This window comes from Allomuricauda sp. CAU 1633, assembly GCF_017313225.1.
Lineage (GTDB): Bacteria > Bacteroidota > Bacteroidia > Flavobacteriales > Flavobacteriaceae > Flagellimonas.
In genome coordinates this window covers 15,711-32,661 of sequence record NZ_JAFLNE010000003.1, presented here as the reverse complement: position 1 = coordinate 32,661, position 16,951 = coordinate 15,711, and the positions used below count along the sequence as shown (strand labels likewise).

The window sequence follows — 16,951 nt, the reverse complement described above, 5'->3', positions numbered from 1 at the left end:
TTCCATGAAGGAAGACTTGCTCCATTTTATTTGGGGGCAAAAAAAGCTTCATGGAAGACAACTTACCTCAACTACCAACGAAGCCATTAGTATAAAGGCCCCGGGAGTCCAAAATCAGTATTCAGGCCCAGATTTTTTCAATGCCAAAATTGAGATAGCTACTCAAATGTGGGTGGGCAATGTGGAAATTCATCTGAAATCCTCGGATTGGTACGCCCATAATCATCAAACAGATTCCAACTACAACAATGTAATTCTGCATGTGGTCTGGGAGGATGATATTGCGGTGTTTCGAAAAGATGGTTCTGTGATTCCTACCTTGGAACTCCGGGAATATGTTCCCCAAGAATTGCTCCGCAACTATCAAAATCTATTGGAAAAAAACAGTCCCAACTTCATTAATTGCGAAAAGGATTTTGCAGAAATGGATTCCTTTCTGGTGGAACATTGGCTGCACAGACTCTATATCGAACGATTGGAGCAGAAATCAAATCGTATTGAAGAATTGCTCAAAAAATCCAACAATGATTGGGAGGGAGTATTATTTACAATGTTGGCTCGAAATTTTGGCTCCAAGGTCAATGGTGATTTCTTTTTAGATAGGGCCATACAATTGGAATACTCCACTATAAGAAAGATCAGCAGCTCACTTGAAGCGTTGGAGAGCTTGTTGTTGGGGCACTTTGGTCTTTTGCAAGTAGATGATTGCACCGACCGTTATTTTCTGCAACTTCAAAAAGAACATAAATATCTCAGCAGAAAATTCAATTTGCCCCCTGTTTTGTCCAAACCTGAGTTTTTTGGGCTTAGACCAGCCAATTTCCCAACCATCCGAACAGCACAGTTGGCCCATCTTTATGCAAAAGAGCAGAGTCTTTTCTCCCAAATTATGGAAGCAAGCACGCTTGAGGAGATTCAAGCTATATTTGAAGTAGCGGCAAGTAAGTATTGGGACGACCATTATACCTTCGGAAAAACATCCAAAAAAGGCAAAAAGAAGCTATCCAAAAGTTTTATCGATTTGTTGGTCATCAATACCATTGTTCCTTTAAAGTTTTGCTATTCCAGACATATTGGGGTTGATTGGAATGAGGCGCTAATTTCCTTGTTGTCAACCATAACGAAGGAAAAAAATTCCATTATAGGTGGGTTTGATAAACTAGGTTCAAAAACCAATAATGCCATGGAGAGTCAGGCCAAGATTCAACTCCATACCCACTATTGCTCCAAAAATAAATGCCTGCGCTGCGCCTTGGGTACACATTTATTGAATAGAAATACATAATTTTAGGCATGGCATTATTCTACGACACACTTTATTACTTTCAAAAAAGAGGCTTTGAGGTCTGTAGACGCATTGCCGAACGGTTGGGTATACGCGCCAGGGTGGTTCGTACCACTTTTATTTATCTGACCTTTGTTACCTTGGGTTTTGGTTTTGCCCTTTATCTTTTTATGGCCTTTTGGTTGCGGATCAAAGATTTGGTCTATACCAAGAGAACTTCAGTATTTGACCTCTAATTATGATCAGACTCTTACGTTCCAAAATAGTACTGGCTCTTTCCTTAATGGTGTTGGTGCTTACATTTGGGGTGATAGGATATAAATTGCTGGCAGACTATACCTGGATAGAAGCTTTTTATATGACCATAATCACGGTCACTACCGTAGGCTTTTCTGAAGTTAGGCCTTTGGATGCCGAAGCAAAGATTTTTACCGTATTTTTAATTGTAACCAGTGTTTTCATCTTTGGTTTTGCCATTTCTGTGGTTACAGAATACCTTTTGGCAAGAAACTCCATCGAAGCACTAAAAAAGAAGAAAGTGAAAAAACAGATAGATAGCCTTTCCAATCATGTGGTGGTTTGTGGTTTTGGTAGAAATGGCATGCAGGCCGCTGATAAGTTGATGGCCTATAAAAAACCCTTTGTGGTTATAGAAAAGGACAAAGAGATCATTGAGCGCTATGCTGATGAGGTTTTGTTTGTGGAAGGGGATGCCAATGAAGATGAAACCTTGATGCAGGCTGGAATAGACCGAGCCCAATACTTAATAACAGCCGTGCCCGATGATGCCGCCAATTTGTTTATTGTGCTTTCTGCCCGTCAATTAAATAGGAATCTCTTTATCATTAGTAGGGCATCCCAGGTCACTTCCCTGAAAAAACTCGAATTTGCAGGAGCAAACAAGGTTATCATGCCCGATAAGATTGGGGGAGACCACATGGCTTCTTTAGTAGTCATGCCCGATTTGATCACCTTTATGGACAAACTTTCTGTGGAAGGAGAGCACACCACCAATTTGGAAGAAGTGGAAATTGAGGATTTTTCCGATCAGATGGACTGTAACTCAATTCGCGATTTGGACCTTCGGAGAAAAACAGGGTGTACCATAATAGGTTATATTGATCCCAATGGAAAATACATTATCAATCCAGAGGCCGACCTTAAATTGGAGCCTAAAGGAAAGGTCATTGTACTTGGAAGGCCTGAACAAATACGTAAACTCAATGAAATGTTCCAAATAGGCTAGTTTAACAGGCATTAATTTTTTTGCGTAAATTTTTTTTAGGATATTCGAAACTTTACAAAAAACTAACATAACCAAAAATCATTATGAAGTATAGACTTCTTTCAATTTTAACCTTGTTTTTACCAATGTTCACCTTTGCGCAGGAAGCTTCGGAGAAGGGACTGGATGAACGTGTAAATGATGCTTTTATGCCTATCGCGGTATGGTGGGAAGGCTTTATATTGACCTCAATACCAATCGGAGGAATGAATATCCCGCTAGTTCTTATTTTACTCGTATGCGGAGCCACCTTTTTTACCGTATATTTTAGGTTTCCCAATATTTTAAAATTCCCTTTGGCCATCAATGTGGTTAGGGGTAAGTATGAGGAAGTGGAAATGTATGGTGTGGAAAAAGTGGAACTCCACATGACCGAGGATGGGGATATTCCTGATACCATTCGGGATGAAAGTGAAGAAGGTGAAGTTAGTCACTTTCAAGCCTTGGCCACGGCCGTTTCTGGAACTGTTGGGTTGGGAAATATTGCCGGTGTGGCCGTTGCAATAGCATTGGGAGGACCTGGGGCAACCTTTTGGATGATTATTTGTGGGTTGATCGGAATGTCCACCAAGTTTGTGGAATGCACCTTGGGAGTAAAGTATAGGGATTTAGATGAAAATGGAGTGGTTCATGGTGGCCCTATGTATTACCTGTCACGAGGTCTGGAGAAAAAAGGATTGAAAACCTTGGGTAAAATTCTGGCTGTAATTTTTGCTATACTCTGTGTTGGGGCATCCTTTGGTGGAGGTAATGCATTCCAATCCAACCAAGCCGCTGTGCAACTTTCCACAATGCTGAATCTTCAAGGTGGAGCAGTCGGTGTTATTATTGGTGTTATTCTTGCTGTACTTGTGGGTATTGTCATCATTGGTGGAATTAAAAAAATAGCCAGTGTAACTGAAAAAATTGTCCCCTTTATGGCGGTCATCTATGTGTTGGCATCCTTGGTTATCATTTTTGCCAATATTAAATATATAGGAGATGCTTTTTCAATGATTTTTGCCGGAGCCTTTACTCCAGAAGCTGGTTTAGGAGGTATTTTGGGAGTTATCATTGTTGGTTTTCAAAGAGCTGCGTTCTCCAATGAAGCTGGAGCAGGTTCAGCATCCATAGCGCACTCTGCCGTAAAAACCAAGTTCGCTGCTTCGGAAGGCTTGGTTGCCCTTATGGAACCTTTTATTGACACCGTGGTGATTTGTACCATGACAGCCTTGGTAATTATTTTCTTTAATATGGATGCTGGTGCATTTGATTATGGAAATGCTGTGGGAAGTACTGTATTGCTCAATGATTCAGGAGCATATATTGGTGGTGTGGATTTAACCTCAATGGCTTACGACTCTGTAATTCCTGGTTTTAGATATGTGCTTACGATAGCTATTATTCTGTTTGCTTTTTCAACAATGATATCTTGGTCTTACTACGGACTACAATCTTGGAAGTACCTATTTGGTAGGGGAAGGACAGCCGATATAGCCTATAAAATCTTGTTCCTGCTCTTTGTTGTAATTGGAGCCGGTGCAACTTTGGATGCCGTAATCAAATTCTCGGATGCTATGATTTTGGCACTGGTGTTCCCCAATATGATTGGATTATTGATTCTGTTCCCACGAGTCAATGATGAGTTAAAACGATATGTAAAGGCCATTAAAAGGGTTTACTGATAAAGCTTTCTAAATTGGAAGAAATAAAATCCCACTTCAGGTTCAACAAGCAAGAACGAAGTGGGATTTTCTTTTTATTGCTCATTATTTTTGCTTGCCAAGGGTTATATTTTTACGTAAAAGCGCAACCTTTTAACGGGAATCCCAAGCTTGAGGTCAACACCTTGGCCCAATCCCATTTGGATAGCCTAAAAAATAACATTGAAAAAGACTCCTTTGAACTATTCCCGTTCAATCCAAATTACATAACAGACTACAAAGGATACAGCTTAGGAATGTCAACTGAAGAAGTGGACCGATTATTGGCGCATAGGCTGGCAAATAAGTTTGTCAATTCAGCTGAGGAGTTTCAGCAAGTGACCAAGATTTCGGATTCGCTTCTTGGTGTCATTGCCCCTTATTTTAAATTCCCGAACTGGGTACGAGAGAATAAAAAGGGGCAAACAAGCTTTAAATCACCACAAAAGGAAACTGCCAAGGTCTTTCTGGATTTGAATAGTGCAACCGCCGAACAACTTCAAACGGTAAGAGGCATTGGGGAAACCCTTTCCAAACGAATCATAAAATTTAGGGATAGGCTGGGTGGCTTTTTGGTGAATGAACAATTGTACGATGTGTATGGGTTGGAACCGGAAGTAATAAAAAGGGCACTCGAACAATTTCAGGTAATCGATGCACCCAATGTTGAGAAAATCAATGTGAACATGGCCACTGTGGAACAATTGGCTCAATTGATTTATATTGACTATGATTTGGCTCGAGAAATTGTATCGTATCGGGAAACCAATGGGGCTTTTACCACATTGAACGAGTTAAAACGGCTTAAGTCGTTTCCAGCGGATAGGATTGAGAGAATTAAGCTATATTTGAGTCTGTAAAATTGCATGAATGATTACCGAGACTTTATCTACAATGAACTTTGATTATTCAGAGACCCAGAAGATGGTCGCTGAAGCCGCCAAGGAGTTTGCGCAGCAATATATTTTTCCGCATGTCATGGAATGGGATGAATCCCAAACGTTTCCAATAGAAGTTTTTAAAAAAGCTGGAGAACTTGGTTTTATGGGAGTTTTGGTTCCAGAAGAATTGGGAGGCTCAGGTCTGGGGTATCATGAGTATATCGCCATTTTGGAGGAAATATCCAAAGTAGACCCGGCTATTGGACTCTCTGTGGCTGCACATAATTCTCTTTGTACCAATCATATTCTATCTTTCGGAAACGAAGAACAAAAGCAACGCTGGATTCCAAAGTTGGCTACGGCGGAATGGATAGGAGCTTGGGGATTGACCGAGCACAATACCGGCTCGGATGCAGGAGGAATGAATACCACTGCGGTAAGGGATGGTGATCATTGGATTTTAAATGGAGCCAAGAACTTCATCACCCATGGAATTAGTGGTGATATTGCTGTGGTGATTGCCAGAACGGGAGAAAAAGGGGATAGTCACGGAATGACCGCTTTTGCCATTGAAAAGGGTACTCCAGGATTTTCCAGCGGAAAAAAGGAAGATAAGCTCGGTATGCGCGCTAGCGAAACCGCAGAATTGATATTTTCAAATTGTAGGATTCCCGATGCCAATCGTTTGGGCGAAGTGGGGGACGGTTTCATCCAATCCATGAAAGTGTTGGATGGAGGACGTATTTCAATTGGGGCATTATCATTAGGTGTTTCAAAAGGCGCTTATGAAGCAGCATTGAAATATTCAAAGGAACGGGTGCAGTTTGGAAAACCCATCAGCGAGTTTCAAGGGGTGTCTTTTAAATTGGCCGACATGGCCACTGAGATTGAAGCTTCAGAACTTCTTTTGCACAAAGCCGCTTTCCTGAAGAATGAAGGTCGCACTATGACCAAACTTAGTGCGATGTCTAAAATGTACGCTTCGGAAGTTTGTGTGAAAATTGCCAATGACGCTGTTCAGATTCACGGTGGGTATGGTTATACCAAGGATTTTCCAGTGGAGAAATTTTATAGGGATGCCAAGCTCTGCACCATAGGCGAGGGCACCACCGAAATCCAAAAAGTGGTGATTTCCAGAAATATTCTCAAGTAATTTGTTTACTATTTATTTTTAAATGTATATTTGCGCTCCCAAAATATAAAAGAAAGGAGGTTGTAGCCCATGTTGATAATACCAGTAAAAGAAGGAGAAAACATAGATAGAGCTTTAAAGCGTTTTAAACGTAAGTTCGACAAGACCGGTACCATGCGTCAGTTGCGAAGCAGACAGCAGTTTACCAAACCTTCTGTACAGCGTAGAGCTGAAATCCAAAAAGCACAGTACATCCAAGGCTTGAGAGATCAAGAGGAAGTGTAACTGACTTTTTACACCATATACTATATCCCGTTTCAGCTTTGGAACGGGATTTTTTGTTTTAGGATGTTGGCCATGCTTCTATTTGGCTACCTTTGATTCATGTCCTTAGATGCATTCATATCCTACTTGCGGTTAGAGAAAAACTACTCTAAACATACCATTGGGGCTTATGAGCGGGATATTGGCGAGTTTTCCAGTTTTTGTGTAGAGCATCATGATGTTTCATCCATAATTGATATTGGTTATCCTATGGTTAGGAACTGGATTGTTCATTTATCCACCAATGGGGTATCCAATAGAACCATCAACCGGAAAATATCCTCCCTTCGGGCTTACTATCGGTTTCTTTTAAAGGTGGGGGAAGTATCGGTTTCCCCACTGAAAAAACATAAAGCGCTAAAAACGGACAAAAAAGTTGAGGTGCCCTTCTCCGAGCATGAAATGGAAGAAATACTGAAAGAAATGTCATTTACAGATGATTTTGAGGGTGCCCGGGACAAACTCATCATTGAATTGCTCTACACCACTGGTATGCGAAGGGCGGAACTGGTCAATTTAAAGTTGACTGACATCGATTTTTCTGCAGATACGCTTAAAGTATTGGGCAAACGAAATAAAGAACGGATTCTTCCATTACTTCCTTCCACAAGGGTTCATTTGCAAACCTATTTGGAAAGCCGTTCTAAGCTTGAAGAGGTTGAGGATGCAGCTTTTCTTCTATTAACCAAAGGAGGTCTTAAAATTTACGAAACACTTGTTTATCGTACTATAAATAAGTATTTTAGTTTAGTGTCTCCCAAGGTAAAAAAGAGCCCACATATTTTAAGGCACACCTTTGCAACGCACTTGCTGAACAGGGGGGCAGATTTGAATTCAGTCAAGGAATTGTTGGGTCACTCCAGTTTGGCATCCACTCAAGTGTACACACACAATAGTATAGCCGAACTCAAGAAGGTACACCAAAAGGCCCATCCCAGAAACAAGAAATAGATTTTCTTGTATTGTTTAACTTCACTGCCACTTGGCAGTACTAAAACTACGTCTTATGAAAGTAAATGCACAATCGGTAAATTTTGTAGCTGATGGTAAGCTTCTCGATTTTATCCAAAAGCGAATGGATAAATTGGAATTGTTCTATGACAAGGTCATTGATTCTGATGTTTATTTAAAAGTGGATAACACTAGTGTTAAAGAGAATAAGATTGTGGAAATTATGGTCTCGGTACCCAGAGATAAGATTGTTGTAAAAAAGCAGTGCAAGTCTTTTGAAGAGGCAGTTGATTCGGCTTGTAGTTCTTTGGAAAGACAATTGGTGAAAAAGAAGGAAAAACTAAGGGCTAAGGTTTGATCAAAATTTTTTAAAATTTATTTTGATTAAAAAAATAAATCTATACATTTGCAGTCCGTTAGAAATAGCGGGCTTTTTTTATGGACAAAAGGCGGTAAAACGCCGATGTAGCTCAGCTGGCTAGAGCAGCTGATTTGTAATCAGCAGGTCGTGGGTTCGAGTCCCTCCATCGGCTCGTAAGTTACTGAAAATAAGGCGGGGAGATACTCAAGCGGCCAACGAGGACAGACTGTAAATCTGTTGGTTTTCACCTTCGCAGGTTCGAATCCTGCTCTCCCCACAAAAGTTGTTCGATGAACAACGGGAAAAGAGGTTTTTTTGAAATGTTGATAACTTTTTGGGCAAGTGCCCAATAAAAAATGCGGGAGTAGCTCAGTTGGTAGAGCGTCAGCCTTCCAAGCTGAATGTCGCCGGTTCGAACCCGGTCTCCCGCTCAAAGGATAAGTTTTGAACTCTAAATCAAGGGTGAGAAGTTTATCCCGAGCGAAGTCGAGGGAAACCCGGTCTCCCGCTCAAAGGCAATTATTGCCATTCCTGCGAAGGCAGGAATCGCCCCTTTAAAAAAAGAAATTTTAAAGGAGGTCGATTCAACACTTTACGCCGGTGTAGCTCAGGGGTAGAGCGTTTCCTTGGTAAGGAAGAGGTCAGGGGTTCAAATCCCCTCATTGGCTCAAAACGATTTGTACACTAATATAAACTAAGAATTAAATCATTTTAAAATGGCAAAGGAAACTTTTGATCGTTCCAAACCCCACTTAAATATTGGTACCATTGGACACGTGGATCACGGTAAAACAACATTGACTGCTGCTATTACTACTGTATTGGCAAATGCTGGTTTGTCAGAGCTTAGAAGCTTTGATTCCATCGATAATGCTCCTGAGGAGAAAGAAAGAGGTATTACCATCAACACTTCACACGTTGAGTACCAAACAGAAAACCGTCACTACGCTCACGTTGACTGTCCTGGTCACGCGGATTACGTAAAGAACATGGTTACTGGTGCTGCTCAGATGGACGGAGCCATCTTGGTTGTTGCTGCAACTGATGGACCTATGCCACAAACTCGTGAGCACATCCTTTTGGGTCGCCAAGTAGGTATTCCACGTATCGTTGTTTTCTTGAACAAAGTTGACATGGTGGATGACGAAGAGCTTTTGGAACTTGTTGAGATGGAAGTAAGGGAATTGCTTTCTTTCTATGAGTACGATGGCGACAACGGACCTGTGATTTCTGGTTCTGCATTGGGTGCATTGAACGGTGAGCAAAAATGGGTTGATACCGTAATGGAATTGATGAATGCCGTTGATGAATGGATCGAGCTTCCCCAAAGGGACGTTGATAAGCCTTTCTTGATGCCAGTTGAAGACGTCTTCACCATTACTGGTCGTGGTACAGTTGCCACCGGCCGTATCGAGACTGGGGTTGCCAACACTGGCGATGCTGTTGATATCATTGGTATGGGTGCTGAAAAACTTTCTTCCACTATTACTGGGGTTGAGATGTTCCGTAAGATTTTGGATAGAGGTGAAGCTGGGGATAACGTAGGTATCCTTTTGAGAGGTATTGAAAAATCTGACATCAAAAGAGGTATGGTAATCTGTAAGCCAGGTTCTGTTAAGCCACATGCTAAATTTAAAGCTGAGGTTTATATCCTTAAAAAAGAAGAAGGTGGACGTCACACTCCATTCCACAACAACTACCGTCCTCAGTTCTACGTTCGTACAACTGACGTGACTGGAAACATCAACCTTCCTGATGGAGTTGAAATGGTTATGCCTGGTGACAACTTGACAATCACTGTTGATTTGATTCAACCTATCGCATTGAGCGTAGGTCTACGTTTCGCTATCCGTGAAGGTGGTAGAACAGTAGGTGCAGGTCAGGTTACTGAGATCCTAGATTAATCATTTACAATAAAATTGTACGCCAAAGGGTGTTCCGATTTTCTCGGGATACCTTTCGGCGTAATTATAAACGGGTGTAGCTCAGTTGGTAGAGCACTGGTCTCCAAAACCAGGTGTCGGGAGTTCGAGTCTCTCCTCCCGTGCAACAGAAAAGACAAATACTATGTTCGCTTACATAAAGGAATCGTTCGAGGAATTAAAGAACAATGTTACCTGGTTGGACAGGGATAAGGCTTCTAACCTAATGGTCATTGTGGCTGTTTTCTCCATTCTGTTTGCTTTGGCAACATGGGGGGTTGATTCATTGTTCAGTAAGTTGATCGGTCTGTATTTTGATAAATTAATAGGGTAGATAGGTATGTCTGAGGTTCTGGAGAAAAAATGGTATGTGGTAAGGGCCGTAAGTGGTCAGGAGAACAAAATCAAAGGCTACATTGAAAGTGAAGTGGAGCGTGCAGGTTTTGGCGACTACCTTGAGGAAGTTCTTGTACCTACCGAAAAAGTTGTACAAATCAGAAATGGAAAGAAAATCAATAAAGAAAGGGTTTACTTTCCAGGATATATCATGATAAAAGCCAATTTGGGAGGTGAAATGGTGCATATCATCCGTTCCATCACCAACGTAATTGGATTTTTAGGAGAAGTAAAAGGAGGTGACCCCGTTCCTTTAAGAAAGTCGGAGGTGAACCGTATGCTTGGTAAAGTGGATGAGCTGGCAGTCAATACAGACAACGTGGCCATTCCATTTGTGTTGGGTGAAACGGTTAAGGTAATTGATGGACCTTTCAACGGGTTCAATGGAACTGTTGAAAAAATCAATGAAGAAAAGCGTAAGCTAGAGGTAATGGTTAAAATTTTCGGAAGAAAAACACCGTTGGAACTTAGCTATATGCAGGTAGAGAAGGTATAGAGTCAAGACCAAAAGAAACAAGAACCAAGACGGATTGTCTTTCTTCTTGATTCTGCAAGTCTTGAATCCAAAGAAAAGAATTAATTAGAGCTGTTACATATATAAAGCTGTGTTGCTTCCAATTGACACACTTTAAATTTAATTAGAAACAATGGCAAAAGAAGTAGATAAGGTAGTTAAATTACAAGTTAGGGGAGGTGCTGCGAACCCATCGCCACCGGTTGGACCCGCCTTAGGTGCTGCTGGTGTTAACATCATGGAGTTCTGTAAGCAGTTTAATGCGCGTACACAGGACAAACCGGGCAAAGTATTGCCTGTTGTTATCACCGTTTACAAAGACAAATCGTTTGAGTTTGTTGTAAAAACACCACCTGCGGCAGTTCAATTGTTGGAAGCGGCTAAGATTAAAAAAGGATCGGGCGAACCTAACAGGGTAAAACCAGGGTCAGTATCATGGGACCAAGTAAAACAAATCGCCGAAGATAAAATGGTGGATTTGAATGCTTTTACCGTGGAATCTGCAATGAGTATGGTAGCCGGTACGGCAAGATCTATGGGTCTTAAAGTGTCAGGAACCAAACCTTTTTAAAATCTTAAAGCAATTTATAAATGGCAAGATTGACTAAAAAGCAGAAAGAAGCTCAAGCTAAAATAGAGAAGAACAAACTCTATACTTTGGAAGAGGCTTCAGCTTTAGTAAAAGAAATTACCAACGTAAAATTTGACGCTTCCGTTGATATTGCAGTTCGTTTGGGTGTGGATCCAAGAAAAGCAAATCAGATGGTACGTGGCGTAGTTACCCTTCCTCATGGAACTGGTAAAGACGTAAAAGTTTTGGCATTGGTGACCCCAGATAAGGAAGCAGAAGCTAAAGAAGCGGGTGCTGATTTTGTTGGGTTGGATGAATATTTGGATAAAATCAAAGGCGGTTGGACCGATGTTGATGTCATCATCACCATGCCAAGCGTTATGGGTAAATTAGGTCCATTGGGTCGCGTTTTGGGACCTCGAGGATTAATGCCCAATCCAAAGACCGGAACCGTGACCATGGATGTTGCCAAGGCAGTATCCGATGTTAAGGCCGGTAAGATTGACTTTAAAGTGGACAAGACTGGAATTGTACATGCTGCAATCGGTAAAGCTTCTTTCTCTGCGGACAAAATCGCAGGAAATGCCAAGGAATTGATTGATACCTTGAACAAGCTTAAACCAGCTGCTGCAAAAGGAGTGTACATGAAGAGTATCTACATGTCCAGCACTATGAGTCCCAGTGTTCAATTAGATCCAAAAGCAGTTTAAGTAACTGGTAGTTCAATATTTTAACTATGACAAGAGAAGAAAAAGCAACAGTAATAGAAGATTTGACTGCACAGTTAGCTGAAAACGCCAATATTTACTTGGCTGATATTTCAGGATTGGATGCCGTTGCCACTTCCAACTTAAGAAGGGCATGTTTTAAGGCCAATATTAAACTTGCGGTTGTTAAGAACACCTTGCTTGCAAAAGCAATGGAAGCTTCTGATAAGGAATTTGGTGAACTTCCCGGCGTATTGAAAGGAAATACATCCATGATGTTTTCTGAAACCGGAAACGCACCTGCGAAACTTATCAAGGACTTTAGAAAAAAATCAGATAAACCTTTGTTGAAAGGGGCCTTTATTGCAGAGGCAATCTATATCGGTGACGAAAACTTGGAGGCACTTGTTAACATCAAGTCCAAAGAGGAAGTCATTGGAGATATCATCGGATTGTTGCAATCACCAGCCAAGAATGTTATTTCTGGACTTAAATCTGGTGGCGGTAAATTGGCCGGTATCCTTAAGACATTATCTGAGAAAGAATAATTCGCGCACAATAAACTAAGTATATTTTTAAACATTTTTATTAAACGATAGAAAAATGGCAGATTTAAAAGATTTTGCAGAACAGTTGGTTAACCTAACCGTAAAAGAGGTAAATGAGTTGGCCGACATCCTAAAAGAAGAATACGGTATTGAGCCTGCTGCTGCTGCAGTAGCTGTTGCTGCTGGTGGTGGAGCCGCGGGTGGTGATGCTGAGGCTGCTGAGGAAAAATCAGAATTTGATGTAATCCTTAAAGCCGCCGGTGCCTCTAAATTGGCAGTGGTAAAACTGGTTAAGGAATTGACCGGTCTTGGACTTAAAGACGCTAAAGATATCGTTGATAGTGCACCTAAAGCTGTTAAAGAAGGTGTTTCTAAAGACGAAGCAGAAGGCATCAAAAAATCATTGGAAGAAGCAGGAGCAGAAGTTGAGCTTAAATAATTCGCTTTTACCATAGAAAGTTTGGTTAAGGTCTTTCCAATTTTGGTTAGACCTTAGCCTATTTATATAAGGGGTGTATAAAGCCGTACACGAACCCACATAATATTCACGATCAAAATTTGTCCATTGATGTTCACAAACACTACTGAAAGAGTAAATTTCGCATCTGCTAAGAACATACCGGATTACCCGGATTTCTTGGACATTCAGATAAAATCGTTCCAAGACTTTTTTCAGCTTGAAACAAAATCTGATGAAAGAGGAAACGAAGGTCTCTACAACACCTTCATGGAGAATTTTCCAATCACCGATACCAGAAACCAGTTTGTACTTGAGTTTTTGGATTACTTTATAGATCCACCCAGATATTCCATCCAAGAATGTATTGAGCGTGGACTTACCTACAGCGTTCCTTTAAAGGCACGTTTAAAATTATACTGTACCGATCCAGAGCACGAAGATTTTGAAACCATCGTGCAGGATGTGTACTTGGGAACAATTCCATACATGACTCCGAGCGGAACCTTTGTGATCAACGGTGCCGAAAGGGTAGTGGTTTCCCAGTTACACCGATCTCCAGGGGTTTTCTTTGGACAGTCGTTCCACGCGAACGGTACAAAATTGTATTCAGCCCGGGTAATTCCTTTCAAAGGATCTTGGATTGAATTTGCTACCGACATCAATGGCGTAATGTACGCTTACATTGATCGGAAGAAAAAGTTACCGGTAACCACCCTTTTCCGTGCCATTGGCTTTGAAAGGGACAAGGATATTTTGGAAATCTTCGATCTATCCGAAGAAGTAAAGGTTTCCAAAGCCGGACTTAAAAAAGTATTGGGCCGTAAATTGGCCGCCAGGGTGTTGAACACATGGCACGAGGATTTCGTGGACGAGGATACTGGAGAGGTGGTTTCCATCGAACGTAACGAGATCATCCTTGATCGTGATACCGTTTTGGAAAAAGAGCATGTCGATGAGATCATTGATGCGGACGTGAAGACCATTCTACTTCACAAGGAGAACAATGCACAGTCTGACTATGCCATTATCCACAATACCTTGCAAAAAGACCCAACCAACTCTGAAAAAGAAGCGGTAGAGCATATCTATAGACAATTGCGTAATGCCGAGCCACCGGATGAGGAGACTGCTCGTGGTATTATCGATAAATTGTTCTTCTCCGATCAACGTTACTCTTTGGGAGAGGTTGGCCGTTACAGAATGAACAAGAAATTGGGCTTGGACATTGGTATGGACAAAGAAGTGCTTACCAAAGAAGATATCATCACCATTATCAAGTATTTGATTGAGTTGATCAACTCCAAAGCTGAGATTGATGATATCGACCACTTGTCTAACCGTCGTGTTAGAACTGTAGGAGAGCAATTGTCCTCTCAGTTTGGTGTAGGTTTGGCGCGTATGGCTCGTACCATCCGTGAGCGTATGAACGTTCGTGACAACGAGGTATTCACCCCGATTGATTTGATCAACGCAAAGACCTTGTCTTCTGTGATCAACTCTTTCTTCGGAACCAACCAGTTGTCCCAGTTCATGGACCAGACCAACCCATTGGCCGAGATTACACACAAAAGAAGATTATCCGCCCTTGGACCAGGTGGTCTTTCCCGTGAAAGAGCTGGTTTTGAGGTGCGTGACGTTCACTATACCCACTACGGAAGATTGTGTCCGATTGAGACCCCTGAAGGACCAAACATTGGTTTGATCTCCTCACTTTCCGTATTTGCAAAGGTGAACAATATGGGCTTCTTGGAAACCCCTTACCGCAAGGTGACTGATGGGAAGGTTGATGTGAAAAACCACATCTACCTAAGTGCAGAGGAAGAAGAGGGAATGAAGATTGCCCAAGCCAACATTCCATTGGCGAAAGATGGAACCATTGAAAGGGAGAAAGTTATTGCCCGTGAAGAAGGTGATTTCCCTGTGGTAGATCCAGCTGAAATTCAGTATACCGATGTTGCTCCCAACCAGATTGCATCCATCTCCGCATCCTTGATTCCATTCTTGGAGCACGATGATGCGAACCGTGCGTTGATGGGCTCCAACATGATGCGTCAGGCTGTACCATTGTTGCGCCCTGATTCACCTATCGTGGGTACTGGCTTGGAAAGACAAGTGGCTACCGATTCCCGAGTATTGATCAATGCCGAAGGAAATGGTACTGTGGAGTATGTAGATGCTCAAAAGGTTACCATTAAATATGATAGAACCGAAGAAGAGCGATTGGTAAGCTTTGAAGAAGATTCCAAGACCTATGATTTGGTGAAATTTAGAAAAACGAACCAAGGTACCTCCATCAACTTAAAGCCTATTGTGAAAAAAGGCGACAAGGTGAAAAAAGGTCAGGTACTTTGTGAAGGCTACGCTACCGAAAAAGGCGAATTGGCCTTGGGTAGAAACATGAAAGTGGCCTTCATGCCTTGGAAAGGATACAACTTTGAGGATGCAATCGTAATCTCTGAAAAAGTGGTTCGTGAGGATATCTTTACCTCCATCCACATTGATGAGTACGCGCTTGAAGTTAGAGATACCAAGTTGGGTGCTGAAGAGTTGACCAACGATATTCCAAACGTTTCCGAAGAAGCTACCAAGGATTTGGACGAATACGGTATGATCCGTATCGGTGCCGAAGTAAAACCTGGTGATATTTTGATCGGTAAGATTACACCTAAAGGTGAATCGGACCCAACTCCTGAAGAAAAACTATTGCGTGCCATCTTTGGTGACAAAGCCGGTGACGTAAAAGATGCTTCCTTGAAAGCCTCTCCATCATTGAGTGGGGTGGTTATCGATAAGAAATTGTTCTCTCGTTCCATTAAGGATAAGCGTAAACGTTCTGAAGATAAAGAAGCTATCTCTAGATTGGAGATGGACTACGAAGTGAAATTCCAACAATTGAAAGATGTATTGATCGAGAAATTGTTCGGATTGATCAACGGTAAAACATCGCAAGGAGTAATCAACGATTTGGGTGAAGAAGTACTTCCAAAAGGAAAGAAATACACCATTAAAATGTTGAACGCCGTTGATGATTTTGCTCACTTGGTAGGCGGAAGCTGGACAACAGATGACGATACCAATGCATTGGTGGCTGATTTGTTGCACAACTACAAGATCAAGTTGAACGACATTCAAGGTAACCTAAGAAGGGATAAGTTTACCATCTCTGTAGGAGATGAACTTCCTGCAGGTATCATGAAGTTGGCCAAGGTATACATCGCCAAAAAACGTAAGTTGAAAGTAGGTGATAAAATGGCGGGTCGTCACGGTAACAAAGGTATTGTTGCTCGTATCGTTCGTCAAGAGGATATGCCGTTCTTGGAAGATGGAACCCCTGTGGATATCGTATTGAACCCACTGGGTGTACCTTCACGGATGAACATTGGTCAGATCTACGAAACCGTTTTGGGTTGGGCCGGACAAAAATTGGGTCAGAAATATGGAACTCCAATTTTTGATGGTGCTACACTAGATCAAATCAATGCACTTACTGATGAAGCCGGTGTACCAAGATTTGGACATACCCACCTTTACGACGGTGGTACAGGTCAGCGTTTTGACCAGGCCGCTACCGTTGGGGTGATTTATATGTTGAAATTGGGTCACATGGTAGACGATAAGATGCACGCACGTTCCATTGGACCATACTCATTGATTACACAGCAACCATTGGGTGGTAAAGCCCAGTTTGGTGGTCAGCGTTTTGGTGAGATGGAAGTTTGGGCTTTGGAAGCCTATGGTGCTTCATCCACCCTACGTGAAATCTTGACCGTGAAGTCGGATGACGTAATCGGAAGAGCCAAGACCTATGAATCCATTGTAAAAGGCGAGACCATGCCAGAACCTGGATTACCAGAATCTTTCAACGTATTGATGCACGAACTTAAAGGTTTGGGCTTGGATATCAGATTGGAAGAGTAGAACACTATTTACAT

General features: G+C 41.8%; 17 protein-coding genes and 5 tRNA genes. All 22 read left to right on the top strand.

Annotated features, from left to right (window positions below):
* Positions 1 to 4: 4 nt before the first annotated feature.
* The 22 genes from J0X14_RS09565 (at position 5) to rpoB (ending at position 16,937) form a co-directional block, all read left to right on the top strand.
* Entirely contained in the window at positions 5 to 1,285 is a 1,281-nt protein-coding gene (locus J0X14_RS09565; protein ID WP_207097560.1) for a DUF2851 family protein, read from the top strand.
* Positions 1,286 to 1,293: 8 nt separating this feature from the next.
* A complete protein-coding gene (locus J0X14_RS09560) occupies positions 1,294 to 1,521 on the top strand; it encodes a PspC domain-containing protein (RefSeq protein WP_207097559.1) in 228 nt (75 codons plus the stop codon).
* Between the two features lie 2 nt (positions 1,522 to 1,523).
* Positions 1,524 to 2,531 (top strand): potassium channel family protein, encoded by a 1,008-nt coding sequence (locus J0X14_RS09555; RefSeq protein WP_207097558.1) that lies wholly within the window; start codon positions 1,524 to 1,526, stop codon positions 2,529 to 2,531.
* Between the two features lie 83 nt (positions 2,532 to 2,614).
* Positions 2,615 to 4,234 carry an alanine/glycine:cation symporter family protein gene (locus tag J0X14_RS09550; RefSeq protein WP_207097557.1) on the top strand — a complete coding sequence of 540 codons (1,620 nt, stop codon included), beginning with the start codon at positions 2,615 to 2,617 and terminating at the stop codon, positions 4,232 to 4,234.
* 14 nt (positions 4,235 to 4,248) lie between these two features.
* Positions 4,249 to 5,112 (top strand): ComEA family DNA-binding protein, encoded by an 864-nt coding sequence (locus tag J0X14_RS09545; protein WP_207097556.1) that lies wholly within the window; start codon positions 4,249 to 4,251, stop codon positions 5,110 to 5,112.
* Positions 5,113 to 5,146: 34 nt separating this feature from the next.
* Complete coding sequence (locus J0X14_RS09540; protein WP_207098041.1) at positions 5,147 to 6,286, top strand: acyl-CoA dehydrogenase family protein; 1,140 nt, start codon at positions 5,147 to 5,149, stop codon at positions 6,284 to 6,286.
* A gap of 69 nt (positions 6,287 to 6,355) precedes the next feature.
* Positions 6,356 to 6,550, top strand: coding sequence for a 30S ribosomal protein S21 (rpsU, locus tag J0X14_RS09535; RefSeq protein ID WP_119642038.1), 195 nt, complete (start codon positions 6,356 to 6,358; stop codon positions 6,548 to 6,550).
* Between the two features lie 99 nt (positions 6,551 to 6,649).
* A complete protein-coding gene (locus J0X14_RS09530) occupies positions 6,650 to 7,540 on the top strand; it encodes a tyrosine-type recombinase/integrase (RefSeq protein ID WP_207097555.1) in 891 nt (296 codons plus the stop codon).
* A 55-nt stretch (positions 7,541 to 7,595) separates the two neighbouring features.
* Positions 7,596 to 7,898 carry a ribosome hibernation-promoting factor, HPF/YfiA family gene (gene hpf / locus J0X14_RS09525; RefSeq protein ID WP_207097554.1) on the top strand — a complete coding sequence of 101 codons (303 nt, stop codon included), beginning with the start codon at positions 7,596 to 7,598 and terminating at the stop codon, positions 7,896 to 7,898.
* Positions 7,899 to 7,999: 101 nt separating this feature from the next.
* Positions 8,000 to 8,073, top strand: a tRNA-Thr gene (locus tag J0X14_RS09520).
* A 22-nt stretch (positions 8,074 to 8,095) separates the two neighbouring features.
* A tRNA-Tyr gene (locus J0X14_RS09515) sits at positions 8,096 to 8,178 on the top strand.
* 81 nt (positions 8,179 to 8,259) lie between these two features.
* Positions 8,260 to 8,332 (top strand) — tRNA-Gly (locus tag J0X14_RS09510).
* A 165-nt stretch (positions 8,333 to 8,497) separates the two neighbouring features.
* Positions 8,498 to 8,569: transfer RNA gene (locus J0X14_RS09505), tRNA-Thr, on the top strand.
* A gap of 48 nt (positions 8,570 to 8,617) precedes the next feature.
* On the top strand, positions 8,618 to 9,805 hold the full coding sequence (gene tuf / locus J0X14_RS09500; RefSeq protein ID WP_207097553.1) for an elongation factor Tu: 1,188 nt from the start codon (positions 8,618 to 8,620) through the stop codon (positions 9,803 to 9,805).
* 70 nt (positions 9,806 to 9,875) lie between these two features.
* Positions 9,876 to 9,948: transfer RNA gene (locus tag J0X14_RS09495), tRNA-Trp, on the top strand.
* 20 nt (positions 9,949 to 9,968) lie between these two features.
* The gene (secE, locus tag J0X14_RS09490) at positions 9,969 to 10,157 is read left to right on the top strand and encodes a preprotein translocase subunit SecE (RefSeq protein ID WP_207097552.1); all 189 of its coding nucleotides are present in this window, start codon (positions 9,969 to 9,971) and stop codon (positions 10,155 to 10,157) included.
* Positions 10,158 to 10,163: 6 nt separating this feature from the next.
* Positions 10,164 to 10,715: a transcription termination/antitermination protein NusG gene (gene nusG / locus J0X14_RS09485; RefSeq protein ID WP_036383134.1), complete on the top strand. Its 552-nt coding sequence runs from the start codon at positions 10,164 to 10,166 to the stop codon at positions 10,713 to 10,715.
* Positions 10,716 to 10,866: 151 nt separating this feature from the next.
* The gene (rplK, locus tag J0X14_RS09480) at positions 10,867 to 11,304 is read left to right on the top strand and encodes a 50S ribosomal protein L11 (protein ID WP_207097551.1); all 438 of its coding nucleotides are present in this window, start codon (positions 10,867 to 10,869) and stop codon (positions 11,302 to 11,304) included.
* Positions 11,305 to 11,324: 20 nt separating this feature from the next.
* Positions 11,325 to 12,014 (top strand): 50S ribosomal protein L1, encoded by a 690-nt coding sequence (gene rplA / locus J0X14_RS09475; protein WP_207097550.1) that lies wholly within the window; start codon positions 11,325 to 11,327, stop codon positions 12,012 to 12,014.
* 26 nt (positions 12,015 to 12,040) lie between these two features.
* Positions 12,041 to 12,559 (top strand): 50S ribosomal protein L10, encoded by a 519-nt coding sequence (gene rplJ / locus J0X14_RS09470; protein WP_207097549.1) that lies wholly within the window; start codon positions 12,041 to 12,043, stop codon positions 12,557 to 12,559.
* Between the two features lie 55 nt (positions 12,560 to 12,614).
* A complete protein-coding gene (gene rplL, locus J0X14_RS09465) occupies positions 12,615 to 12,998 on the top strand; it encodes a 50S ribosomal protein L7/L12 (protein ID WP_207097548.1) in 384 nt (127 codons plus the stop codon).
* 129 nt (positions 12,999 to 13,127) lie between these two features.
* A complete protein-coding gene (gene rpoB, locus J0X14_RS09460; RefSeq protein WP_207097547.1) occupies positions 13,128 to 16,937 on the top strand; it encodes a DNA-directed RNA polymerase subunit beta in 3,810 nt (1,269 codons plus the stop codon).
* Positions 16,938 to 16,951 lie beyond the last annotated feature (14 nt).

Coding starts and splice junctions, on each gene's coding strand:
- J0X14_RS09565 (WP_207097560.1), top strand. CDS start 5: ATGAAGGAAGACTTGCTCCATTTTATTTGGGGGCAAAAAAAGCTTCAT.
- J0X14_RS09560 (WP_207097559.1), top strand. CDS start 1,294: ATGGCATTATTCTACGACACACTTTATTACTTTCAAAAAAGAGGCTTT.
- J0X14_RS09555 (WP_207097558.1), top strand. CDS start 1,524: ATGATCAGACTCTTACGTTCCAAAATAGTACTGGCTCTTTCCTTAATG.
- J0X14_RS09550 (WP_207097557.1), top strand. CDS start 2,615: ATGAAGTATAGACTTCTTTCAATTTTAACCTTGTTTTTACCAATGTTC.
- J0X14_RS09540 (WP_207098041.1), top strand. CDS start 5,147: ATGAACTTTGATTATTCAGAGACCCAGAAGATGGTCGCTGAAGCCGCC.
- rpsU (WP_119642038.1), top strand. CDS start 6,356: ATGTTGATAATACCAGTAAAAGAAGGAGAAAACATAGATAGAGCTTTA.
- J0X14_RS09530 (WP_207097555.1), top strand. CDS start 6,650: ATGTCCTTAGATGCATTCATATCCTACTTGCGGTTAGAGAAAAACTAC.
- hpf (WP_207097554.1), top strand. CDS start 7,596: ATGAAAGTAAATGCACAATCGGTAAATTTTGTAGCTGATGGTAAGCTT.
- tuf (WP_207097553.1), top strand. CDS start 8,618: ATGGCAAAGGAAACTTTTGATCGTTCCAAACCCCACTTAAATATTGGT.
- secE (WP_207097552.1), top strand. CDS start 9,969: ATGTTCGCTTACATAAAGGAATCGTTCGAGGAATTAAAGAACAATGTT.
- nusG (WP_036383134.1), top strand. CDS start 10,164: ATGTCTGAGGTTCTGGAGAAAAAATGGTATGTGGTAAGGGCCGTAAGT.
- rplK (WP_207097551.1), top strand. CDS start 10,867: ATGGCAAAAGAAGTAGATAAGGTAGTTAAATTACAAGTTAGGGGAGGT.
- rplA (WP_207097550.1), top strand. CDS start 11,325: ATGGCAAGATTGACTAAAAAGCAGAAAGAAGCTCAAGCTAAAATAGAG.
- rplJ (WP_207097549.1), top strand. CDS start 12,041: ATGACAAGAGAAGAAAAAGCAACAGTAATAGAAGATTTGACTGCACAG.
- rplL (WP_207097548.1), top strand. CDS start 12,615: ATGGCAGATTTAAAAGATTTTGCAGAACAGTTGGTTAACCTAACCGTA.
- rpoB (WP_207097547.1), top strand. CDS start 13,128: ATGTTCACAAACACTACTGAAAGAGTAAATTTCGCATCTGCTAAGAAC.